This window comes from Streptomyces sp. NPDC101152 (assembly GCF_044768275.1).
Classification (GTDB): Bacteria; Actinomycetota; Actinomycetes; order Streptomycetales; family Streptomycetaceae; genus Streptomyces.
The window spans coordinates 1-21,332 of sequence record NZ_JBIWPO010000054.1 but is presented as its reverse complement, the minus strand read 5'-3'; the positions used below and the strand labels follow the sequence as shown (position 1 = coordinate 21,332).

The 21,332-nt window shown below is 71.9% G+C and carries 18 protein-coding genes and 1 pseudogene; 13 read left to right on the top strand and 6 right to left on the bottom strand.

The window, feature by feature from the left end; translation table 11 throughout:
- Positions 1-14 precede the first annotated feature (14 nt).
- Both ACIRVK_RS38590 and ACIRVK_RS38585 read right to left on the bottom strand, forming a co-directional pair.
- A complete protein-coding gene (locus tag ACIRVK_RS38590) occupies positions 15-227 on the bottom strand; it encodes a DUF397 domain-containing protein (protein ID WP_404255658.1) in 213 nt (70 codons plus the stop codon).
- Positions 187-1,043: pseudogene (locus tag ACIRVK_RS38585) on the bottom strand (helix-turn-helix domain-containing protein). The gene ACIRVK_RS38590 and the pseudogene ACIRVK_RS38585 overlap by 41 nt, the downstream one beginning before the upstream one ends.
- 103 nt (positions 1,044-1,146) lie before the next feature.
- Here ACIRVK_RS38585 and ACIRVK_RS38580 point away from each other — a divergent pair.
- The 8 genes from ACIRVK_RS38580 to ACIRVK_RS38545 are packed head-to-tail and all read left to right on the top strand — an operon-like array spanning position 1,147 to position 11,171.
- Entirely contained in the window at positions 1,147-1,941 is a 795-nt protein-coding gene (locus ACIRVK_RS38580) for a TIGR03084 family metal-binding protein (RefSeq protein WP_404255656.1), read from the top strand.
- Entirely contained in the window at positions 1,938-3,620 is a 1,683-nt protein-coding gene (locus tag ACIRVK_RS38575) for an acyclic terpene utilization AtuA family protein (protein ID WP_404255654.1), read from the top strand. The genes ACIRVK_RS38580 and ACIRVK_RS38575 overlap by 4 nt, the downstream gene beginning before the upstream one ends.
- Entirely contained in the window at positions 3,575-5,215 is a 1,641-nt protein-coding gene (locus ACIRVK_RS38570; RefSeq protein WP_404255652.1) for an acyl-CoA carboxylase subunit beta, read from the top strand. Before ACIRVK_RS38575 ends, ACIRVK_RS38570 begins: the two co-directional genes overlap by 46 nt.
- Before the next feature lie 17 nt (positions 5,216-5,232).
- Positions 5,233-7,080, top strand: coding sequence for an acetyl/propionyl/methylcrotonyl-CoA carboxylase subunit alpha (locus ACIRVK_RS38565; RefSeq protein WP_404255650.1), 1,848 nt, complete (start codon positions 5,233-5,235; stop codon positions 7,078-7,080).
- Positions 7,081-7,085: 5 nt separating this feature from the next.
- Positions 7,086-8,216, top strand: coding sequence for an acyl-CoA dehydrogenase family protein (locus ACIRVK_RS38560; protein ID WP_404255706.1), 1,131 nt, complete (start codon positions 7,086-7,088; stop codon positions 8,214-8,216).
- An 8-nt stretch (positions 8,217-8,224) separates the two neighbouring features.
- Positions 8,225-9,802 (top strand): 4-coumarate--CoA ligase family protein, encoded by a 1,578-nt coding sequence (locus tag ACIRVK_RS38555; protein WP_404255648.1) that lies wholly within the window; start codon positions 8,225-8,227, stop codon positions 9,800-9,802.
- Positions 9,799-10,533 (top strand): enoyl-CoA hydratase family protein, encoded by a 735-nt coding sequence (locus ACIRVK_RS38550; RefSeq protein ID WP_404255646.1) that lies wholly within the window; start codon positions 9,799-9,801, stop codon positions 10,531-10,533. Before ACIRVK_RS38555 ends, ACIRVK_RS38550 begins: the two co-directional genes overlap by 4 nt.
- The gene (locus ACIRVK_RS38545) at positions 10,521-11,171 is read left to right on the top strand and encodes a TetR/AcrR family transcriptional regulator (protein ID WP_404255644.1); all 651 of its coding nucleotides are present in this window, start codon (positions 10,521-10,523) and stop codon (positions 11,169-11,171) included. The genes ACIRVK_RS38550 and ACIRVK_RS38545 overlap by 13 nt, the downstream gene beginning before the upstream one ends.
- Here the strand turns inward: ACIRVK_RS38545 and pdxH are convergent.
- Positions 11,161-11,829 carry a pyridoxamine 5'-phosphate oxidase gene (gene pdxH, locus ACIRVK_RS38540; protein ID WP_404255642.1) on the bottom strand — a complete coding sequence of 223 codons (669 nt, stop codon included), beginning with the start codon at positions 11,827-11,829 and terminating at the stop codon, positions 11,161-11,163. The genes ACIRVK_RS38545 and pdxH overlap by 11 nt on opposite strands.
- Before the next feature lie 143 nt (positions 11,830-11,972).
- On the opposite strand from pdxH, the gene ACIRVK_RS38535 reads away from it, so the two are divergent.
- The 3 genes from ACIRVK_RS38535 (at position 11,973) to ACIRVK_RS38525 (ending at position 15,752) form a co-directional block, all read left to right on the top strand.
- The gene (locus ACIRVK_RS38535) at positions 11,973-13,073 is read left to right on the top strand and encodes a citrate synthase 2 (RefSeq protein ID WP_404255640.1); all 1,101 of its coding nucleotides are present in this window, start codon (positions 11,973-11,975) and stop codon (positions 13,071-13,073) included.
- 308 nt (positions 13,074-13,381) lie between these two features.
- Positions 13,382-14,203, top strand: a complete 822-nt coding sequence (locus ACIRVK_RS38530; RefSeq protein ID WP_404255638.1) for a GNAT family N-acetyltransferase — start codon at positions 13,382-13,384, stop codon at positions 14,201-14,203.
- Between the two features lie 139 nt (positions 14,204-14,342).
- Complete coding sequence (locus ACIRVK_RS38525) at positions 14,343-15,752, top strand: PAS domain-containing protein (protein WP_404255636.1); 1,410 nt, start codon at positions 14,343-14,345, stop codon at positions 15,750-15,752.
- Between the two features lie 51 nt (positions 15,753-15,803).
- Here ACIRVK_RS38525 and ACIRVK_RS38520 read toward each other — a convergent pair whose 3' ends face one another.
- Positions 15,804-16,559 (bottom strand): SIS domain-containing protein, encoded by a 756-nt coding sequence (locus tag ACIRVK_RS38520; RefSeq protein WP_404255634.1) that lies wholly within the window; start codon positions 16,557-16,559, stop codon positions 15,804-15,806.
- 258 nt (positions 16,560-16,817) lie between these two features.
- Here ACIRVK_RS38520 and ACIRVK_RS38515 point away from each other — a divergent pair, with 258 nt between their 5' ends.
- Both ACIRVK_RS38515 and ACIRVK_RS38510 read left to right on the top strand, forming a co-directional pair.
- Positions 16,818-17,510 (top strand): metal-dependent transcriptional regulator, encoded by a 693-nt coding sequence (locus ACIRVK_RS38515; protein ID WP_404255632.1) that lies wholly within the window; start codon positions 16,818-16,820, stop codon positions 17,508-17,510.
- Between the two features lie 447 nt (positions 17,511-17,957).
- Positions 17,958-18,848 carry an alpha/beta fold hydrolase gene (locus ACIRVK_RS38510; RefSeq protein WP_404255630.1) on the top strand — a complete coding sequence of 297 codons (891 nt, stop codon included), beginning with the start codon at positions 17,958-17,960 and terminating at the stop codon, positions 18,846-18,848.
- A 3-nt stretch (positions 18,849-18,851) separates the two neighbouring features.
- Here ACIRVK_RS38510 and ACIRVK_RS38505 read toward each other — a convergent pair whose 3' ends face one another.
- Together ACIRVK_RS38505 and ACIRVK_RS38500 are read right to left on the bottom strand one after the other, a co-directional pair.
- On the bottom strand, positions 18,852-20,444 hold the full coding sequence (locus ACIRVK_RS38505) for a transporter (RefSeq protein ID WP_404255628.1): 1,593 nt from the start codon (positions 20,442-20,444) through the stop codon (positions 18,852-18,854).
- The gene (locus ACIRVK_RS38500) at positions 20,441-21,214 is read right to left on the bottom strand and encodes an ABC transporter ATP-binding protein (protein WP_404255626.1); all 774 of its coding nucleotides are present in this window, start codon (positions 21,212-21,214) and stop codon (positions 20,441-20,443) included. The genes ACIRVK_RS38505 and ACIRVK_RS38500 overlap by 4 nt, the downstream gene beginning before the upstream one ends.
- Positions 21,215-21,332: the final 118 nt, after the last annotated feature.

Below are 21,332 nucleotides of genomic sequence, written 5' to 3'. Positions count from 1 at the left end.
GCGGACGGCGCGCGTCAATTTCCGTTCTCGACGGCACCCCGGACGAAGGCGGAGGAGGTGGCCGGGCTGAGGGTGACGACCCCTGCCGGGCGGTTTTTGGAGTCGCGGACGGCTATGACGGCTGTGTGGGGGGCGAGGTCGGCGACCTCCACGCAGTCGCCTCCGGTGTCGCCGCTGTACGACGACTTAAGCCACCGCGCCCCGGTCAGGTCCTGATGGTTCTGCATACCGTTCCTCCCGTACGCCGGCGATCAGCGCCGCCGAGTCCTCGACCGAGAGGGCCGCGGCCTGAAGATGATCGTAACGGGCTGAACCTTCCTTGAAAGCGTCCGTGTTGGCCGTCATGTGCCCCTGGATGAAGTCCTCCGTGTAGACGAGGTCCGGGTCGTCCGCGAAGCGCAGGAGGTTGAACGAGCCCATCAGCCCCGTGTGCGCGCCTGCCTCGAACGGCAGCACCTGGATGTCCAGCCACTGGCGCTTCTGCATGGTCAGCAGATGCGCCAGTTGCTCCCGCATGACCTCCCGGCCACCGATTTCCTGATGCAGCACTGCCTCGCTCAACACCCACATCATCGGCGGTTCGTCCCGGTTCAGGATGCGCTGCCGATCCAGCCTCGCGGCCACCTTGGTGTCGAGGTCGCCGTCCTCGCGGACCCCAAGAAGCGCTCGCGCGTACGCCGGGGTCTGCAGCAGCCCGTAGACCACCTGAGCCTGGAACGCGGAGATGTACGCCGCCGTGCCTCCATCTCCGCATACGGCTGAAACCAACTCGGCAACTGGTTGCGTAGAACCAACCCCACCAGCCTCGAAAACGTCCCGTCCGTCCCCAGCGCCGCATCCACCCGCTCGGAGAACTCCCGCGTCGGCACCCTCAGCGTCGTCTCGACCTGGCCGATCAGCGACCCCGTACAGAACACGATCGAACCGAGCGCCTGTTGGGTCAGCCCCGCTGCCTCACGGGCGCGCCGCAGCTCGAAGCCGTAGTAGTCCAGCGGCGACGCACTGGGATCAAGTTCGCGGATATGCACGGCGACCACCTCCATTAACTGAGAGTAGCCACTTGGCCGCGCACAGGTGCCAGACCTGTGGAAAAGGAATAATGCAAGCACGCTTGCTTGTTTCTGGCGGCCCTGCCATGCTCGCCCCATGGCTGACCCGACGCCCGTGATCGACGATCTCTGCGCGGAGAGCGAGGAACTCGACCTGCTCGTGGCCGAGTTGAGTCCGGAGCAGTGGGCGCTCGCGACCCCGGCGCCCGGCTGGACCGTCGCCCACCAGATCGCGCATCTCGCCTGGACCGACCACTCCTCCGTGCTGGCCGTGACCGACCAGGACGCCTTCGCCCGCGAGGTCGAGAAGGCGCTGACCGCACCCGGCGACTTCGTCGACAACGGCGCGCAGGAGGGAGCCGGAAAGCCGCCCGAGCAGTTGCTCGCCGACTGGCGTGCCGGACGCAAGGCGCTGGAGGAGGCCCTGCGCACCGCACCCGAGAACGCCCGTTTCCCCTGGTACGGCCCGCCCATGTCCACCGCCTCCATGGCTACCGCCCGCCTGATGGAGACCTGGGCGCATGGCGGGGACGTGGCGGACGCGCTGGGCGTGGCACGCACCCCGACCGACCGGCTCCGGCACATCGTCCGCCTCGGCGTCCGCACCCGCGACTTCGCCTTCGGCGTGCACGGACTGCCCGTACCGTTCGAGGAGTTCCGGATCGAACTCACCTCCCCGTCCGGCGAGTTGTGGGTCTACGGCCCCGAGGACGCCGACGACCGCGTCACCGGCCCAGTCCTCGACTTCTGCCTCCTGGTCACCCAGCGCTCCCACCGCGCCGACCTCGCCCTCGAAGCCTTCGGCCCCGACGCCGACCGCTGGCTGGACATCGCCCAGGCCTTCGCCGGCCCCCCGGGCGCCGGGCGCACGCCCAAGGGGGCCGGGGAATGACGACTGCCTTGCGCATCGGCAACGCCTCCGGCTTCTACGGCGACCGTTTCGACGCCATGCGCGAGATGCTCACCGGCGGTGAGCTGGACGTGCTGACCGGGGACTATCTGGCCGAGCTGACCATGCTGATCCTGGGCCGGGACCGGCTCAAGGACCCCGGTGCCGGATACGCCCGCACCTTCCTGCGTCAGTTGGAGGAGGGGCTGGGGCTCGCCCACGAGCGAGGGGTGAAGATCGTCACCAATGCCGGGGGGCTCAACCCCGCCGGACTCGCCGGCGCCGTACGGCAGTTGGCCGACCGGCTCGGCATCCCCGTCCGTGTCGCCCACGTCGAGGGCGACGATCTCAAGGCCCGCCATCCGGACAGCCTCGCCGCCCACGCCTACCTCGGCGGCTTCGGCATCGCGGCCTGTCTGCGGGCGGGCGCGGACATCGTGGTCACCGGGCGCGTGACGGACGCCGCGCTGGTCACCGGGCCCGCCGCCGCGCACTTCGGATGGGGGCCGGGGGAGTACGACCGGCTCGCGGGGGCCGTCGTCGCCGGGCACGTCCTGGAGTGCGGGACGCAGGCCACCGGCGGCAACTACGCCTTCTTCGCGGAGGGCGGCCGTGACGTGCGGCGGCCGGGCTTCCCGCTCGCCGAGATCCACGAGGACGGCAGCTCCGTCATCACCAAGCACCCCGGCACCGGCGGCTTCGTCGACGTCGGGACCGTCACCGCGCAGCTGCTGTACGAGACCGGGGGCGCCCGGTACGCCGGGCCGGACGTCACCGCCCGCCTTGACACCGTGCGGCTCACCCGGGAGGGGCCGGACCGGGTGCGGATCGACGGGGTGCGCGGCGAGGCGCCGCCCCCGACCCTCAAGGTCGGCCTCAACCGCCTCGGCGGCTTCCGCAACGAGGTCGCCTTCGTCCTCACCGGCCTCGACATCGAAGCCAAGGCGGCCCTCGTACGGGAGCAGATGGAGCCGGTGGTCAGCAAAGTGGCCGATGCACGTTGGGAGTTGGCCCGGACCGACCGGCCCGACGCGTCCACCGAGGAGACGGCGAGCGCGCTGCTGCGGCTCGTCGTGCGGGACCCGGACGAGGGTACGGTCGGGCGGGCGCTGAGCGGGGCCGCCGTCGAACTGGCGCTGGCCAGCTACCCGGGCTTCCATGTGCTGGCGCCACCCGGAAAGGGCGCGCCCTACGGGGTCTTCGAGGATGTGTACGTCCCCCATGGTGCCGTCAACCATGTTGCCGTCCACCACGACGGACGCCGGGAGCCGGTGGCGCCGGCCCACGACACCCTCGTACTCGAGGATCCACCGGAGCCCGAGCTGCCGCCGGAACCACTGCAGGACGGCCCCGTCCGGCGCGCGCCCCTCGGGCTGGTCGCCGGGGCCCGCAGCGGGGACAAGGGCGGGAACGCCAACGTGGGGGTGTGGGTGCGCGGTGACGAGGCCTGGCGGTGGCTCGTGCACGAGCTGTCCGTGGCCCGGTTCCGCGAGCTGCTCCCCGAGACCCGCGACCTGCCCGTCACCCGGCACATCCTGCCCAACCTGCGCGCCCTGAACTTCGTGGTCGAGGGGATCCTCGGCGCGGGCGTCGCCGCCCAGCACCGCTTCGATCCGCAGGCCAAGGCCCTCGGCGAATGGCTGCGCTCCCGCCACCTGGACATCCCGGAGGCTCTCCTGTGACCGTCATCCACTCCGGCCTGGACATCGCCGGTCCGGACTACCGGGCCAACCGCGAGGCCATGCTCGCCAAGCTGGCCGACCTGGAGGCCGAACACGCCAAGGCGCTGGCGGGCGGGGGCGAGAAGTACGTCCAACGGCACCGCAAACGCGGGAAGTTGCTGGCCCGCGAGCGCATCGAGCTGCTGCTCGACCCGGACACGCCCTTCCTGGAGCTGTCGCCGCTGGCCGCCTGGGGCAGCGAGTACGCGGTCGGTGCCTCGCTCGTCACCGGTATCGGGGTGGTCGAGGGCGTCGAGTGCCTGATCACCGCCAACGACCCGACCGTGCGCGGCGGCGCCAGCAACCCCTGGTCGCTGAAGAAGGCCCTGCGCGCCAACGACATCGCCCTCGCCAACCGCCTGCCCTGCATCAGCCTGGTGGAGTCCGGAGGCGCCGATCTGCCCTCCCAGAAGGAGATCTTCATTCCCGGTGGCGCCATCTTCCGGGATCTGACGCGGCTTTCGGCGGCCGGGATCCCGACGATCGCCGTCGTCTTCGGCAACTCGACGGCCGGGGGCGCGTACATCCCCGGCATGTCCGACCACGTGATCATGGTCAAGGAGCGCGCCAAGGTGTTCCTCGGCGGGCCGCCCCTGGTGAAGATGGCCACCGGCGAGGAGAGCGACGACGAGTCCCTGGGCGGCGCCGAGATGCACGCGCGCGTGTCGGGCCTCGCGGACTACTTCGCCGTCGACGAACCGGACGCGCTACGACAGGCACGGCGCGTGGTCGCCCGCCTCAACCACCGCAAGGCGTACGGCGATCCGGGTCCGGCCGAGCCCCCGAAGTACTCCGCCGACGAGCTGCTGGGCATCGTCCCGGGCGACCTGAAGACCCCCTTCGACCCGCGTGAGGTCATCGCCCGGATCGTCGACGCCTCGGACTTCGACGAGTTCAAGCCGCTGTACGGGACGAGCCTGGCGACCGGGTGGGCCACGCTGCACGGCTATCCGGTCGGCATCCTCGCCAATGCTCAGGGGGTGCTCTTCAGCGAGGAGTCCCAGAAGGCGGCCCAGTTCATCCAGCTCGCCAACCAGCGCGACATCCCGTTGCTCTTCCTGCACAACACCACCGGCTACATGGTCGGCAAGGAGTACGAGCAGGGCGGGATCATCAAGCACGGCGCGATGATGATCAACGCGGTGAGCAACAGCCGCGTCCCGCACCTGTCGGTGCTGATGGGCGCCTCCTACGGCGCCGGGCACTACGGCATGTGCGGGCGGGCGTACGACCCGCGCTTCCTCTTCGCCTGGCCCAGCGCCAAGTCGGCCGTCATGGGCCCGCAGCAGCTCGCCGGCGTCCTGTCGATCGTCGCCCGGCAGTCGGCGGCGGCGAAGGGGCAGCCGTACGACGAGGACGGGGACGCCGCCCTGCGCGCCATGGTGGAACAGCAGATCGAGTCCGAGTCGCTGCCGATGTTCCTGTCCGGACGGCTGTACGACGACGGCGTCATCGACCCGCGGGACACCCGCACCGTCCTCGGCCTGTGCCTCTCGGCCGTCCACACCGCGCCCTACGAGGGCGCGCGCGGCGGCTTCGGCGTCTTCCGGATGTGAGGGATCCAGTGACTTCCATGATCACTTCTGTCCTTGTCGCCAACCGGGGCGAGATCGCCTGCCGGATCTTCCGCACCTGCCGTGAGCTGGGCATCCGGACGGTCGCCGTGCACTCCGACGCCGACGAGAACGCGCTCCACGCGCGCGTGGCCGACACGGCGGTACGGCTGACGGGCGCGGCGCCCGCGGAGACGTATCTGCGCGGCGACCTGATCGTGAAGGCGGCGATCGCCGCCGGCGCGGACGCCGTGCACCCCGGCTACGGCTTCCTCTCCGAGAACGCCGACTTCGCGCGGGCGGTCGTCGACGCCGGGCTGGTGTGGATCGGGCCGTCCCCGTCCGCCATCGAGGCCATGGCGTCCAAGACCCGCGCCAAGGAGCTGATGGGGCTAGCGCCCCTGGCCGACGTGACCGAGGCCGACCTGCCGGTGCTGGTGAAGGCGGCCGCGGGCGGGGGCGGGCGCGGGATGCGGGTCGTGCGCCGTCTCGAGGAGCTGAGCGGCGCGCTGGAGGGCGCGCGCGCTGAGGCCGCGAGCGCCTTCGGGGACGGCGAGGTGTTCGTCGAGCCGTACGTCGAGAACGGCCGCCATGTCGAGGTGCAGGTGCTCGCCGACACGCACGGCACGGTGTGGGCGTTGGGCACGCGCGACTGCTCCCTCCAGCGGCGCCATCAGAAGGTCATCGAGGAGGCACCGGCGCCCGGACTCTCCGCGGAGCTCGAAGAGGAGCTGCGCGTGCTGTCCGTACGCGCGGCGCGCGCCGTCTCGTACGTCGGCGCGGGCACGGTGGAGTTCCTGGTCGCCGCCGACAAGGCGGACTTCCTGGAGATGAACACCCGCCTTCAGGTCGAACACCCCGTCACGGAGGCCGTGTTCGGCATCGACCTGGTCGCCCTGCAACTCCGGGTCGCCGAGGGCCACGCACTCGACTCCGAGCCGCCACGCGCGCGTGGGCACGCCGTCGAGGCCCGCCTCTACGCCGAGGACCCCGCGCACGACTGGTCCCCCCAGACCGGCACCCTGCACCGCCTCACCGTCCCCGGCATCCGCCTCGACACCGGCTACACCGACGGCGACACCATCGGCGTCCACTACGACCCGATGCTCGCGAAGGCGGTCGCCCACGCCCCCACGCGCGCGGAAGCCGTCCGCAAACTGGCCGGCGCCCTGGAACGCGCCACGCTCCACGGCCCCACCACCAACCGCGACCTCCTGATCCGCTCCCTGCGCCACGAGGAGTTCACCTCGGCCCGCATGAACACCGGCTTCTACGACCGCCACCTGCTCGATCTCACTGCGCCCGCCCCCGACCCGTACGCCCCCCTGGCCGCCGCCCTCGCCGACGCGCGCTCGAACGGCTCCCGCTTCGGCGGCTGGCGCAACCTCCCGTCCCAGCCGCAGGTCAAGCGGTACGCGACGGGGGGCGAGGAGCATGAGGTGCACTACCGGCACGCGCGCGGAGGCGCCCTGGAGGCGGAGGGGGTGCGGGTCGTGCACGCCGCGCCCGACCTCGTCGTCCTCGAAGTGGACGGCGTCCAGTGGAAGTTCGCGGTGTCGCGGTACGGCGACGAGGTGTACGTGAACGCGGACGCCCTCAAGGCGCTGCCCCGCTTCCCCGACCCGGCCGCCCAGCACGCCCCCGGCTCCCTCCTGGCCCCCATGCCGGGGACGGTCGTCAGGGTGGCCGAAGGACTGGCCGTGGGAGCCGCCGTACGGGCCGGAGAGCCCTTGCTGTGGCTGGAGGCGATGAAGATGCAGCACAGGATCACGGCACCGGTCACGGGGACGCTCAGCGCCCTGCACGTGAGCGCCGGCCGGCAGGTGGAGGTCGGCGCGCTGCTGGCCGTCGTGGAGGAGGAGCAGTGAGCGTCATGCTGGAGACCGAGGAACACAAGGCCCTGCGCGCGGCCGTCGCCGCCCTCGGCAGACGCCATGGCCGAACCTTCGACCGTGAGGCGCTCTGGTCCGAAGCAGCAAAGCTCGGCTACCTCGGCGTCAACCTCCCCGAGCAGTACGGAGGCGGGGGCGGCGGGATCACCGAACTCTCCATCGTCCTGGAAGAACTCGGCGCCGCCGGCTGCCCGTTGCTCATGATGGTCGTCTCCCCGGCGATCTGCGGCACGGTCATCGCCCGCTTCGGGACCGACGCCCAGAAGCGCGCCTGGCTGCCCGCCCTGGCCGACGGCACCCGCACCATGGCCTTCGGCATCACCGAACCCGACGCCGGCTCCAACTCCCACCGCATCACCACCACCGCCCGCCGCGACCCGGACACCGGCGACTGGCTGCTCAGCGGCCGCAAGGTGTTCATCTCCGGCGTCGACATAGCCGACGCCACCCTCATCGTCGGCCGCACCGAGGACGCGCGCACCGGGCGCCTCAAGCCCTGCCTCTTCATCGTCCCGCGCGATGCCGAAGGCTTCACCCGGCGCCAGATCGACATGGAACTCCAGGCCGCGGAGAAACAGTTCGAGCTGGTCCTGGACGACGTACGGCTGCCCGCCGACGCCCTGGTCGGCGACGAGGACGCCGGTCTCCTCCAACTGTTCGCCGGCCTCAACCCCGAGCGGATCATGACCGCCGCCTTCGCGATCGGCATGGGCCGCTACGCCCTCACGCGCGCCGTCGAGTACGCGCGCGACCGCGCCGTCTGGAACACCCCCATCGGCGCCCACCAGGCCATCGCCCACCCCCTCGCCCAGGCGCACATCGACCTCGAACTCGCCCGCCTGATGATGCAGAAGGCCGCCCACCTCTACGACGCCGGGGACGACGCCGGCGCCGGTGAGGCCGCCAACATGGCGAAGTACGCGGCGGGGGAGGCCTGCGTGAAGGCGGTCGACCAGGCCGTGCACACCCTCGGCGGCAACGGCCTCACCCGCGAGTTCGGGCTCGCCTCGTTGATAACCGCGGCGCGCGTGGCTCGTATTGCTCCCGTGAGCCGGGAGATGATTCTCAACTACGTCTCCCACCAGACCCTGGGCCTGCCCAAGTCGTACTAGGAGGAACCGTGTTCCGGAGCGAGTACGCCGATGTAGCGGCCGTCGACCTGCCCATCCACGACGCGGTGCTGGGCCGGGCCGCCGAGTACGGCGACGCGCCCGCCCTGATCGACGGGACCGACGGCACCACCCTCACGTACGAACAACTCGACCGCTTCCACCGGCGTGTCGCGGCGGGGCTCGCCGACGCCGGCGTCCGCAAGGGCGACGTCCTCGCCCTGCACAGTCCGAACACCGTCGCCTTCCCGACCGCCTTCTACGCGGCCACGCGCGCGGGTGCCTCCGTCACCACCGTGCACCCGCTGGCCACGCCCGAGGAGTTCGCCAAGCAGCTGCGGGACTCGGCGGCCCGCTGGATCGTCACCGTCTCCCCGCTCCTGGAGAGTGCGCGCAGGGCGGCCGAACTCGCGGGCGGGGTACGGGAGATCTTCGTCTGCGACAGCGCGCCCGGCCACCGCTCCCTCATCGACATGCTCGCCTCCACCGCGCCCGAACCGGTGGTCGACATCGACCCCGCCGAGGACGTCGCCGCGCTGCCGTACTCCTCCGGTACGACCGGCATCCCCAAGGGCGTGATGCTCACCCACCGGCAGATCGCCACCAACCTCGCCCAGCTCCAGTCCGTCATGCCGTCCGGCCCCGGCGAACGCATCCTCGCCGTCCTGCCGTTCTTCCACATCTACGGCCTGACCGCCCTCATGAACGCGCCCCTCAGGCTCGGCGCCACGGTCGTGGTCCTGCCCCGCTTCGACCTCGACACCTTCCTCGCCGCCATCCAGAACCACCGCATCACCGGCCTGTACGCCGCCCCGCCGATCGTCCTCGCCCTCGCCAAGCACCCCGCGGTCGAGCAGTACGACCTGTCGTCGCTTCAGTACATCCTCAGCGCCGCCGCACCCCTGGACGCCCAGCTCGCCGCGGCCTGCTCCCGGCGGCTCGGCCTGCCGCCCGTCGGCCAGGCCTACGGCATGACCGAACTGTCCCCCGGCACCCACGTCGTCCCCCGCGAGGCCATGCGCGACGCCCCGCCCGGCACCGTCGGCAAGCTCATCGCCGGCACCGAGATGCGCATCGTCTCCCTCGACGACCCCGACAAGGACCTCGGCGTCGGCGAGTCCGGCGAGATCCTCATGCGCGGCCCCCAGGTCATGAAGGGCTACCTCGGCCGCCCCGACGCCACCGCCGCGATGATCGACACCGGCGGCTGGCTGCACACCGGCGACGTCGGCCACGTCGACGCCGACGGCTGGCTGTTCGTCGTCGACCGGGTGAAGGAACTCATCAAGTACAAGGGCTTCCAGGTCGCCCCCGCCGAACTGGAGGCCCTGCTGCTCACCCACCCCGGCATCGCCGACGCGGCCGTCATCGGCGTCTACAACGACGACCACAACGAGGTCCCGCACGCCTACGTGGTCCGCCAGCCCACCGCCACCGACCTCTCCGAAGGCGAGGTCATGATGTACGTCGCCGAACGCGTCGCCCCCTACAAGCGCGTCCGCCAGGTCACCTTCATCGACGGCGTCCCCCGCGCCGCCTCCGGCAAGATCCTCCGCCGACAGCTGCGGAAACCCCAGGAGCGCGCATGACGTTGATCGGACACACGCGCGCGCGGGGAGTCGAGACCCTCAGCCTCGACTCCCCGGCCAACCGCAACGCGCTCTCCGCCGCCCTCGTGGCCGAACTCGCCGAAGCGCTCACCGACTGCGCCAAGGACAGCGACGTCCGCGCGGTCGTCCTCACCCACACAGGCAACACCTTCTGCGCCGGCGCCGACCTGCGCGACCCGCCCCACCCGGACACCCTCGTGGCACTGCTGCGGCAGATCGTCGAACTGCGCAAACCGGTCGTCGCCCGGGTCACCGGCCACGTCCGCGCGGGCGGCCTCGGCCTGCTCGGCGCCTGCGACATCGCGGCCGCCTCCACCCCGTCCACCTTCGCCTTCACCGAGGTCCTCATCGGCGTCGCCCCCGCCGTCATCTCCCTGCCCCTGCTGCCCCGTACGGACCCCCGCGCCCTCGCCCGCTACTACCTCACCGGCGAACGCCTCGACGCCGCGGAGGCCGCCCGCATCGGCCTCGTGACCGCCGCAGGCGACGACGTCGACGCCGTACTGGAACCCGTCCTCGACGGACTGCGCCGAGCCTCCCCGCAAGGCCTGGCCGAAACGAAAGCACTGCTCACGGCCAGAGTGCTGGAGGCCTTCGACCGCGACGCGGCCGACCTCACCGCGCTCTCGGCCCGGCTGTTCTCCTCCCCGCAGGCCCGCGAGGGAATGACGGCCTTCCTGGAACGACGGGACCCCCTATGGGCACTGTGACCACCGCGGACGAACGCGAGGAACGCGAAGAACGCGCCGAGCGCGTGCCCAAACAGGACCGCAGCCGGGCCACCCGGCAGCGGCTCCTGGAAGCCGCCGTGGCCTGCCTCGCCGAACACGGCTGGGCCGGCTCCACCGTCACCGTCGTCGCGGAACGCGCCGGCGTCTCCCGAGGCGCCGCCCAACACCACTTCCCCACCCGCGAGGACCTCTTCACCGCCGCCGTCGAATACGTCGCCGAGGAACGTTCCACCGCCCTGCGCGCCCTGTTCCCCGAGGGCGCGGCGGGCGACCGCCGCGCGGTGATCGCCGCCCTCGTCGACCTCTACACCGGCCCCCTCTTCCGCGCCGCCCTCCACCTCTGGGTCGCCGCCTCCAACGAGGACCAGCTCCGCCCCCGCGTCACCGAACTCGAAGCCCACGTCGGCCGCGAGACCCACCGCATCGCGATCGACCTCCTCGGCGCCGACGAATCCCGCCCAGGCGTCCGCGAAACCGTCCAGGGCCTCCTGGACATGTCCCGCGGCCTGGGCCTGGCCAACCTGCTGACCGACGACGGGGGGCGGCGGGAGCGGGTGGTGGCGCAGTGGGCCGACATCCTGGACGGGGTCCTCGGCCGGGGGACCGCTAGGGACTGAGCCGCTCCACCCGCCAGCTCCCGTCCGCCTCCGCCACGTACCGCAGCCGGTCGTGCAGCCGGTTCTCGCGGCCCTGCCAGAACTCCACCGTCTCCGGGGCCACCCGGAAGCCGCCCCAGTGCGGCGGGACGGGGACCTGCTCACCCTCCGGGTAGCGGGCCGCGAGCTCGGCGTAGGAGGCGTCGAGTTCGGCGCGGGAGGGGATCACGCTGGACTGGGCGCTCGCCCAGGCACCGAGCTGGGAGCCGTGCGGACGGCTGCGGAAGTAGGCGGCGGTCTCGTCCCGGCCGGTGCGGCGGGCTACGCCGCTGACGATGACCTGGCGGGCCATCGGGTGCCACGGGAAGAGCAACGAGACGTACGGGTTCTCGGCGAGGTCGCGGCCCTTGCGGGAGTCGTAGTTGGTGTAGAAGACGAAGCCCTGCTCGTCGAACTGCTTCAGCAGCACCGTCCGGGAACTGGGGCGTCCCTGCGCGTTCGCCGTGCAGACGACCATGGCGTTCGGCTCGAACAGATGGGCCTCGGTGGCGGCCTGCGCGAACCAGTGCGCGAACTGTTCCACGGGCGTCGCGGCCAGCTCGGACTCGGCGAGGCCCTCGGCCCGGTACTGCTTGCGCATCGCGGCGGGATCGAGGGGGACGGCGTCTCGGTCGGTCACGCGGTCATCTTGCCGTACGCCCGGATGCCGTATCGCAGGGCCTCCATGGCACTGAGTGCCGTGAACCCTCCCCAAAAGTGACACCCGGGGATATCGTGCTGGTGCCGTTCCGGTTGCCGTACCACCTCACGAGGAGCCGCCTGATGTCCGACTTCGTACCCGGGCTCGAGGGAGTCGTCGCGTTCGAGACGGAGATCGCCGAACCGGACAAGGAGGGCGGCGCCCTGCGGTACCGGGGCGTCGACATCGAGGACCTGGTCGGTCACGTCTCGTTCGGCAACGTCTGGGGGCTGCTGGTCGACGGCGCCTTCAATCCCGGCCTGCCGCCCGCCGAACCGTTCCCCATCCCCGTCCACTCCGGCGACATCCGGGTGGACGTCCAGTCGGCGCTCGCCATGCTGGCGCCCGTGTGGGGCCTCAAACCGCTCCTGGACATCGACGCCGCCCAGGCCCGCGAGGACCTGGCCCGAGCCGCCGTGATGGCCCTGTCGTACGTCGCCCAGTCGGCGCGCGGACAGGGGCTGCCGATGGTCCCGCAGCGCGAGATCGACAAGGCGCAGTCGGTCGTCGAACGGTTCATGATCCGCTGGCGCGGAGAGCCGGACCCGAAGCACGTCGCCGCCGTCGACGCCTACTGGACGTCGGCCGCCGAGCACGGCATGAACGCGTCCACGTTCACCGCGCGGGTGATCGCGTCGACCGGCGCGGATGTCGCGGCGGCGCTCTCCGGCGCCGTGGGAGCGATGTCGGGCCCGCTGCACGGCGGCGCCCCCTCCCGTGTCCTGCACATGATCGAGGAGATCGAGCGCACCGGGGACGCGGAGGCGTACGTCAAGCAGGCCCTCGACCGGGGCGAGCGCCTGATGGGCTTCGGGCATCGCGTCTACCGCGCCGAGGACCCCCGCGCGCGCGTGCTGCGCCGCACCGCCCGCGAACTGGGCGCGCCCCGCTTCGAGATCGCCGAGGCTCTGGAGAAGGCGGCCCTGGAGGAACTCCACGCCCGCCGCCCCGACCGCGTCCTGGCGACGAACGTCGAGTTCTGGGCGGCGATCATCCTGGACTTCGCCGAGGTGCCGGCGCACATGTTCACGTCGATGTTCACGTGCGCGCGCACGGCCGGCTGGTCCGCGCACATCCTGGAGCAGAAGCGCACGGGCCGACTGGTGCGTCCGTCGGCGCGCTACGTGGGCCCGGCGGCACGCGGCCCGCGCGAGATCGAGGGATACGACAGCATCGCCCACTGAACGCAGACGACCCGCGAGCTCTGGTCCCTCCGCCTCGGCGGAGAAGCCGGCCGGACATACCGGCGAGCTCGCGGGTCGGGTGACTGCTTGGGATTGGGCCGGCTGCGCGTTTCGCTCACGCGCTGGTCCGGCACCGCACTCGGTGTGGTGGCGAGCCGCTAGCCCGCAGCCACCTCACGCGTCCGGTCTTCATACATCTTCCGAACCACCTCCCTTCCGTGTACCCCACACCCTAGGAACGGCTCGGCCCCCGATCAACCGCTTTTTTCGGGAGAAGGACCCAGGGCGCCTCGATTAGCGTTCCGCGCATGACACAGCGACGCGCGGTTCTCAGTGGTTCTTCGTTCGAGGAGCAGATCGGGTATGCCCGGGCCGTGGTGGACGGGGACTGGGTGCACGTGTCCGGGACCACCGGGTTCGACTACGCGGCGATGACGATCTCCGAGGACGTGGTGGAGCAGGCCGAGCAGTGTCTGCGGAACGTCGGGGACGCGCTGGCCGAGGCCGGGTGCACGTTCGAGGACGTGGTGCGGGTGCGGTATCTGCTGCCGGAGCGGGAGGACTTCGAGCCGTGCTGGCCCGTGCTGCGCCGGGCGTTCGGGGAGGTGCGGCCGGCGGCGACGATGATGGTGTGCGGGCTGGCGGATCCGCGGATGCGGATCGAGGTCGAGGTGTACGCGCGGCGACGGGAGCTGCGGATCGAGGCCGTGCACGGGGAGGACATGCTGGAGGAGTGGCGGCATGTCCACAACGTTGTCGTGCCGCCGGCGGCCATGTCGCTGGACGAGGCACGGGAGCGGCTTGGGCGGTACCGGCTGGAGAACGCGTATCTCGGGGATGTGCTCGTGGGGTGTTCGACCGTGCGGCCGCCGGAGGGGGAGGGGGCCGTCGCGACCGTCATCGCACGCGTGCTGCCCGAGTACCGGGGGCGGGGGTTCGGGGCCTGCCTGTACGAGCGGGGGCTCGCGCACGCGCGTGTTCTGGGCGCGCGGGGTGTCGAGACGTGCGTGCTGGCGGCCAATGAGGACGGGTTGCGGTTCGCGCAGAAGCTCGGGTTCGTGGAGATCGAGCGGTATGTGCTCGACGGGGAGAGTGATCTCTGGGTTGATCTTCGTCTGGGTCAGGGGTGATGGTGGAGTTGATGCGGTCGGCAACGATTCCTTCAATCTTGGGGAACTCGGTGTGTGCTGCGTCACGTTCCAGTTAGATGATTGCGAGTGAGTGAACCGACGCGCCGTACCTGCGGACGCAGCTTGGCAGGGGGTCCAGGTGAGTGCTTCCCGGCGTAGTGGGACCACCGATGAGCTGGGGCCGGACGAGCCCGAGCGGGCCGGTCCCGTGGGCCCTGACGGCTCGGACCTGCTGGCCGCGCTGCTCGACGGGATGGACGCGGCGCTGTGTGCCTTCGACGCGGGCGGGGTCGTCACCCACTGGAACCGTGAGGCGGAGCGGATCCTGGGGTGGACGGCGGCCGAGGCGGTGGGGCGGCACGGGTTCGCCGGGTGGGCGGTGCGGGAGGCCGACGCCGAGGAGGTCGAGGGGCGGCTGATGTCCGCCATGGAGTCTCCCGGGCGGCAGGTGCACGAGTTCGCGTTGCTGACGAAGGACGGCGGGCGGGTGCTCGTACGGACGCAGTCGGCCGCCGTGCGGGGGCCGGACGGGAAGCCCGCCGGGGTCTACTGCGCGTTCAGTGAGGTGCACACGCAGATAGATCTGGAGCGGTCCATCGCGCTCAGTGAGGCGTTGTTCGAGGACGCCAGTTGGGGTGTGGTGCTCGTCGACGCGGATCTGCGGCCCGCGGTGGTGAACGCGCACGCGGCGCGTGCGCTCGGGATCGGGCGTACGTCGGCGCTGGGGCGGCCGCTCGGCGAGTTGCTGGCGCAGGGGGTCGAGGAGCTGGAGAGCGCGCTCACGCATGTGCTGGCGGAGGGCGCGCCGCCCGCGCCGGCCGAGATCTGGGTGAGTGTGCGGACGTCGGAGGGTGAGCAGCGGCGGTGCTGGCGGTGCGGGTTCGTGCGGCTGGCGTCTCCGTTGGCGGAGGAGCCGGTGCCGTTGGGTGTGGGCTGGCTGTTCCAGGACGTGACGGAGGGCAAGCAGGGCGAGCAGGAGGCTTCGCTGCAGCGGTTCCGTACGAACCAGTTGCACCGGGCGGCTCGGGCGGCGGCGGAGTGTGAGGATCCGCTGGAGGCGGCGACGGTCCATCTGGACTTCGCGCTGGCCGGGTTCGCGGATCACGCGTTGATCGACCGGGTGGCGGGGGGTGCGGTGGTCGACGGGGCCGTGGAGGCGCCCGTGCGGCTGGTGCGGGTGGCCGCGACGCCTTCGGGGGCGCCGGGGCCGAGTCTGCTGACGGGGCGGGCGGGGTTGCCGGTGCGGTACGGGCCGGGGCATCCGGCGCTGCAGTGCGTGGAGCGGGCGGGCTCGGTGCGGGCCAGTGTGGGGGCGGTGGCGGCCGAGCAGGCGCGGGAGTGGGCGGTGGCCCGGCAGTGGCCGTCGGACGCGGTGCACGCGTTGTGCGCGGTGTTGCGCAGCCGGGGGCGGACGCTGGGTGTGGTGACGTTTCTGCGGGGGAGCGGGCGGAGTCAGTTCGAGCGGGCCGACGCGGTGTACGCGGAGGACGTGGCGGTGCGGATCGCGGTGGCGTTGGATCTGGCGGGAGCGGTGGGCGGGGGCGGCTGAGGTCCGGCTGCTGCCGGGAGAAGGTCCGATGACCGCCGGCAGAAGCTCTCGCTAGCGCCGGTAGAAGATCCGGTCGCCGTATTCCTCCATCACGCGGCCGTTCCATTGGTGGCCGCCGTCCACGTTGCCGGAGCGCAGCAGTGGGGGTTCGATGCCCCGTTCCGCGAGGGCGCCCGCGGCCGTGGCCATCACCGACTGCATGATCGCGCTGGTGACGACCGTGGAGGCGGGGGCGAAGGGGGCCGGGACGGTGTCGAGGGTGAGGGTGGCGTCGCCGATGGCGATCTTGGAGTCGAGGACGACGTCGCAGTGGTCGCGCAGGTAGGTGCCGGAGGCGTGGCGGGAGCTGGTCTCGGACGCGTACGCCACCGAGGTCAGGCCGATGACCTTGACGCCGAGGGCGCGGGCGTTCACGGCCATCTCGACGGGGAGCGCGTTGCGGCCGGACAGGGAGATGATCACCAGGGCGTCGCCGGCGCGCAGCGGCGAGGTGTCCAGGACGGCGCTCGCGAGGCCGTCGACGCGTTCGAGGGCGGAGCCGAGGGTGGCCGGCATGACGTCGACGCCGACGACGCCGGGTACGGCGAGCAGGTTCATCAGGGCGAGGCCGCCGGCGCGGTAGACGACGTCCTGGGCGGGGAGGGAGGAGTGGCCGGCGCCGAAGGCGAAGAGGCGGCCCCCGTCGGCGACGGTGTCGGCGAGCAGGGTGCCGGCCGCGGCGATGTTGTCGGCCTCCTCCTCGCGGACCCGTCGCAGGAGGTCGATCGCGGCGTCGAGGAACCGGTCGGCCAGTGTGCCGTCGCTCATGCGGGTCCTTCCGGGGCGGCGTGGGGTGTCGGTGTCGCGTCGTGCCGCGGATCACGGTGCGGTCTGGACCAGTGCCGTGTCAATACGGGCGCCGGGGGCGGTCGGTGCGGGGTGCGCGGCTGCCGGTACCCGGGCGTAACCCCGTGGTTCCAACGGTGCGGCACGGTTGTCAGTGGTATGCGTCAGAATTGAAGTCAGGGCCAGCGCACGCGCCGGGAAGCTGCTCGTGCTTCCGGCAGATCTCATCGAGGGGCACGTATGTCCGGACTGATCGACACCACGGAGATGTATCTCCGCACCATCCTCGAGCTGGAGGAGGAAGGTGTGGTCCCCATGCGCGCCCGGATCGCCGAGCGGCTGGACCAGAGCGGGCCGACCGTGAGCCAGACGGTGGCGCGGATGGAGCGGGACGGTCTGGTCGCCGTGGCCGCCGACCGGCACCTGGAGCTCACGGACGAGGGCCGCCGGCTCGCCACGCGCGTGATGCGCAAGCACCGGCTCGCTGAGTGTCTGCTGGTCGACGTGATCGGCCTGGAGTGGGAGCAGGTGCACGCGGAGGCGTGTCGCTGGGAGCACGTGATGAGCGAGGCCGTGGAGCGGCGTGTGCTGGAGCTGCTGCGGCACCCGACGGAGTCGCCGTACGGCAACCCGATCCCCGGCCTGGAGGAGCTGGGGGAGAAGGACGGCGCCGATCCGTTCCTTGACGCGGGCATGGTCTCGCTGGCCGACCTCGACCCGGGCTCCGACGGGAAGACGGTGGTGGTGCGCCGTATCGGCGAGCCGATCCAGACGGACGCGCAGCTGATGTACACCTTGCGTCGCGCGGGTGTGCAGCCCGGTTCGGTGGTGAGCGTGACTCAGTCGCCGGGTGGTGTGCTGGTGGGCAGCGGCGGTGAGGCCGCCGAGCTGGAGGCGGACGTGGCCTCCCACGTGTTCGTCGCCAAGCGCTGACAGCCGACGGTTACTGCTCCGGTCGGTTCGCGGGGGCTCGGGTCACAGCCGGGATTCGGTGCGTCGAATGCGGGGCGTGTCGCGGTCTCGCGTGCGAGGCTGTCGCGTGAGGCATATGACCGAGGGGGGAGTGGGATGTGCCGCGGACGTGTGGATGGCCCCGGCGCCGTGTGGCGCCGGGGCCTGTCCTCCCCTGTGCTGACCCGGAGCCCCGAGCTCTCAGGGTCATCCCCCTCGGACCGTTTTCCCCGAGCGGTCCGCCTCCCGCTGAAGATCTCCCCTCGGCGGCGGCGATCATTCCTTGACTGTGGTCACTCGAACGAGGGGTGTTGCTCGCGGAAACGGCATTTTCGAATACCCATTCGATAGTCTGCGGGTGACGGGACAGGCGGGATCCGCGCTTCAGGAGTGAGTGCACGGCAACGGCGGAGCAGGGGGGCCAGGACCATGGCGCGACGCATCGACGTGACCGGGGCGGGCGGCGTACGCCTCGCGGCCTGGGAGTTCGGGGACCAGCCCAAGAGCGACCCGGCGCACGGGGGCGAGTCGGCCGTCGACCAGGAGCGGGCCCCCGCGGTGCTGTTATTGCACGGCCTGATGGGCCGCGCCTCGCACTGGGCCGCCACCGCCCGCCGGCTGTCCGGGCGGCACCGCGCCGTCGCTCTCGACCAGCGGGGCCACGGCCAGAGCGAGAAGCCCCCGCACGCCGCGTTCACCCGGGAGGCGTACGTCGAGGACGCGGAGGCGACGCTCGAGCAGCTCGGTCTCGGTCCGGCCGTCCTCATCGGTCACGCCATGGGCGCCCTGACCGCCTGGCAGCTGGCCGCGAAACGGCCCGATCTGGTGCGGGGCCTGGTCATCTGCGACATGCGGGCCTCCGCGCTCGGGGCCGCCTCGCAGCGGGAGTGGGCCGACTGGTTCGCGTCCTGGCCCCTCCCCTTCGCCACGTTGGCCGACGTACGCAAGTGGTTCGGCGAGGACGATCCCTGGGTGGAGCGGCCGAATCCGGCGCGCGGGGAGTTCTACGCCGAGGTGATGCACGAGTCCGCCGACGGCTGGCGGCCCGTCTTCGACCCCGAGCAGATGCTCAGGTCCCGGGAGACCTGGGTGTACGACGCGCACTGGGAGGAGCTGGCGCAGGTGCGGTGCCCCGCGCTGGTGGTGCGGGGGCTCGACGGCGAGCTGGGGCGGGCGGAGGCGCAGGAGATGGTGCGGGTGCTGCCGCGCGGGGAGTACGCGGAGGTGACGGACGCCGGTCACCTGGTCCACTACGACCAGCCGGAGGCGTGGCTCGCGGCCATCGAGCCCTTTCTCGACACCGTCCTCAGCACCCGGTGACCCTCACCCCTTGCTGACCGCCGCCAGGATCTCCGGCAGGCGGGCCGCCGTCCGCGGTGCCGCCAGACGCAGTCCCGCCCAGGTGATCGTCGCGCCGTAGGCCGCGCCCACCGGCAGCAGGAGCCAGCTCCACCGGTCGCCGCCCTCCGCCACGTTCACCCAGATCGTCGCGGCGATCACCGGGGCGGACAGCAGGGCCGCGGAGACCATGCCGCCGAAGATGGAGATCCAGGCGAGGCCGGTCTGGCCGGGGGCGACGTTCTTGTGGCCCTCCTGCGGGATGGAGTACGGGAAGCGGGCCGAGGTCCACGCGCCGGTGGCCAGCATCGCGCCGAGGAGCGCGATGGAGAGCCCGAGCACCTCCGGCAGCCGCGGCCAGTCGCCGAGCATCGCCGTGGTCAGTACCGTCACGAGCGCGGCGTACGGCAGGGTGATCACCAGCAGGGCCAGGGCCCGCCCCCGCAGCTCGACGTAGGCGTCCTGGGCGGAGGAGATGGTGGCCGCGACCATCCAGAACGCCGAGGTGTCCTGCCCGAACTGGTTGTACATCTGGATGCCGAGCATCCCGGCGGCGAAGCACGCGAAGTAGATCGAGCCGGTGCCCTGCAGCGCGTTGAACACCGGCACGATCACGCCGATGGCCAGGGAGGTGACCCAGGCCGCCTTGGTCTTGGGGTCGCGCCAGACGTAGCGCAGGCTGCGTTCCATGACGGTGCCGGTGCGCCCGGTGGGCAGCAGCCGGGCCAGGCCGCCGGAGGCGCGCTCACGGGCGCCCGGTTCGGCGGCGGGCTGCAGGGTCGAGCCGTCCGGCGAGGTCATCAGCCGGGTCAGGTGCCGGGACCATACGGCGATCAGCGCCACCAACGCGCCCGCTGTCAGGGCGAGTTGGGCGGCAGCGGTGCCGTAGGAGCCCTTGCTCGCCGAGTCCACCGCGCCGATCGCCGACGCCGGCGGCACCCAGCGCACGACGTCCCCGACCGGCGCGAGTGTGCCCAGCCCGCTCGAACCCAGGCGCTGCGCCCCGAAGTTGACCAACTGCGCGCCGATCGCGACGACCAGCCCGCTCAGCACCGCGAGATCACGCCCCCTGCGGCTGGTCAGCAGCCGCACGTTGGCGGCGGCGACGGCCCGCGCGAGGGCCACGCACACCAGCAGGGCGAGGACGACGGCGACGACTCCGACGGCGTACGCCGTACCTCCGTGGGCGACCGCGACCGTCGAACCCGTCAGCAGGAGCAGCGTGAACAGCGGCCCCAGGCCGACCAGCGAGGCGACCAGCAGCGCGCGCACCAGCGGCCGGGGCCGCAGCGGCAGCATCACCAGCCGCGTCGGGTCGAGGGTCTCGTCGCCGCTGGGGAAGAACAGCGGCATCACGGCCCAGCCCAGCGCCAGCACGGCCGTCAGCAGCACGACCACGGCCTCGACGTGCGCGTGCCCGCGCAGCGCGACCAGCCCGATCAGCTGCAGCGCCCCGAAGAGCACCACGACGACCGCCGAGGCGACGTAGGCGGCCCGCCGTCCCCCGGACCGCCGCAGCCCGTTCCTGAGCAGCGACAGCTTCAGCTGTACGACGGTCCGGGTGATGTCGGCGGTCATCGGGCCCCGCCGCCCAGCCAGTCCAGGTCGGTGCCGGCGTCGCGGCCGCCCGCGCCGACGAGCTGGAGGAACGCCTGTTGCAGGGATGGAGCGTCGCCGCGGACCTCGGCGAGGGGGCCGTGGGCGCGGATGCGGCCGGCCGCCATCACGGCGACCCAGTCGCACAGGGACTCGACGAGTTCCATGACGTGGGAGGAGAAGACGACGGTGGCGCCGGAGGCCGTGTACCGCTCCAGGACGCCCCGGATGGTCTGCGCGGACACCGGGTCGACGCCCTCGAACGGCTCGTCCAGGAAGAGCACTTCGGGATTGTGGAGGAGTGCGGCCGCGAGGCCGATCTTCTTGCGCATGCCGGTCGAGTAGTCGACGACGAGCTTGTGCTGGGCCCCGGCCAGGTCGAGCACGTCCAGCAACTGCGCGGCCCGCTTGTCGACCTCGGCCCCGGGCAGCCCGCGCAACCGGCCGGAGTAGCCGAGCAGTTCGCGCCCGGACAGCCGCTCGAACAGCCGCAGCCCCTCGGGCAGCACACCGATCCGCGCCTTCACGGCCACCGGGTCGCGCCACACGTCGTGCCCGACGACCTCGACGGTGCCCTGATCGGGGCGGAGCAGGCCGGTCACCATGGAGAGAGTGGTGGTCTTCCCGGCCCCGTTCGGCCCGACCAGTCCGATGAACTTCCCCGCGGGCAGTTCCAGATCGATCCCGGCAACGGCTATCTGCTGCCCGAACCGCTTCCAGAGCCCCTGTACACGTACGGCGGCTGACGTCATGCATGAACCCTACGGCCGGGTCACGGCGCTAGGGCCTGTTGCGAAAGTGGCGTCGTCGCCCGGAGGGCGGCCGCGCGGCGTCGTGGGGGAGCGTGCTCTCGGCGTGCCGGCCGGAAGG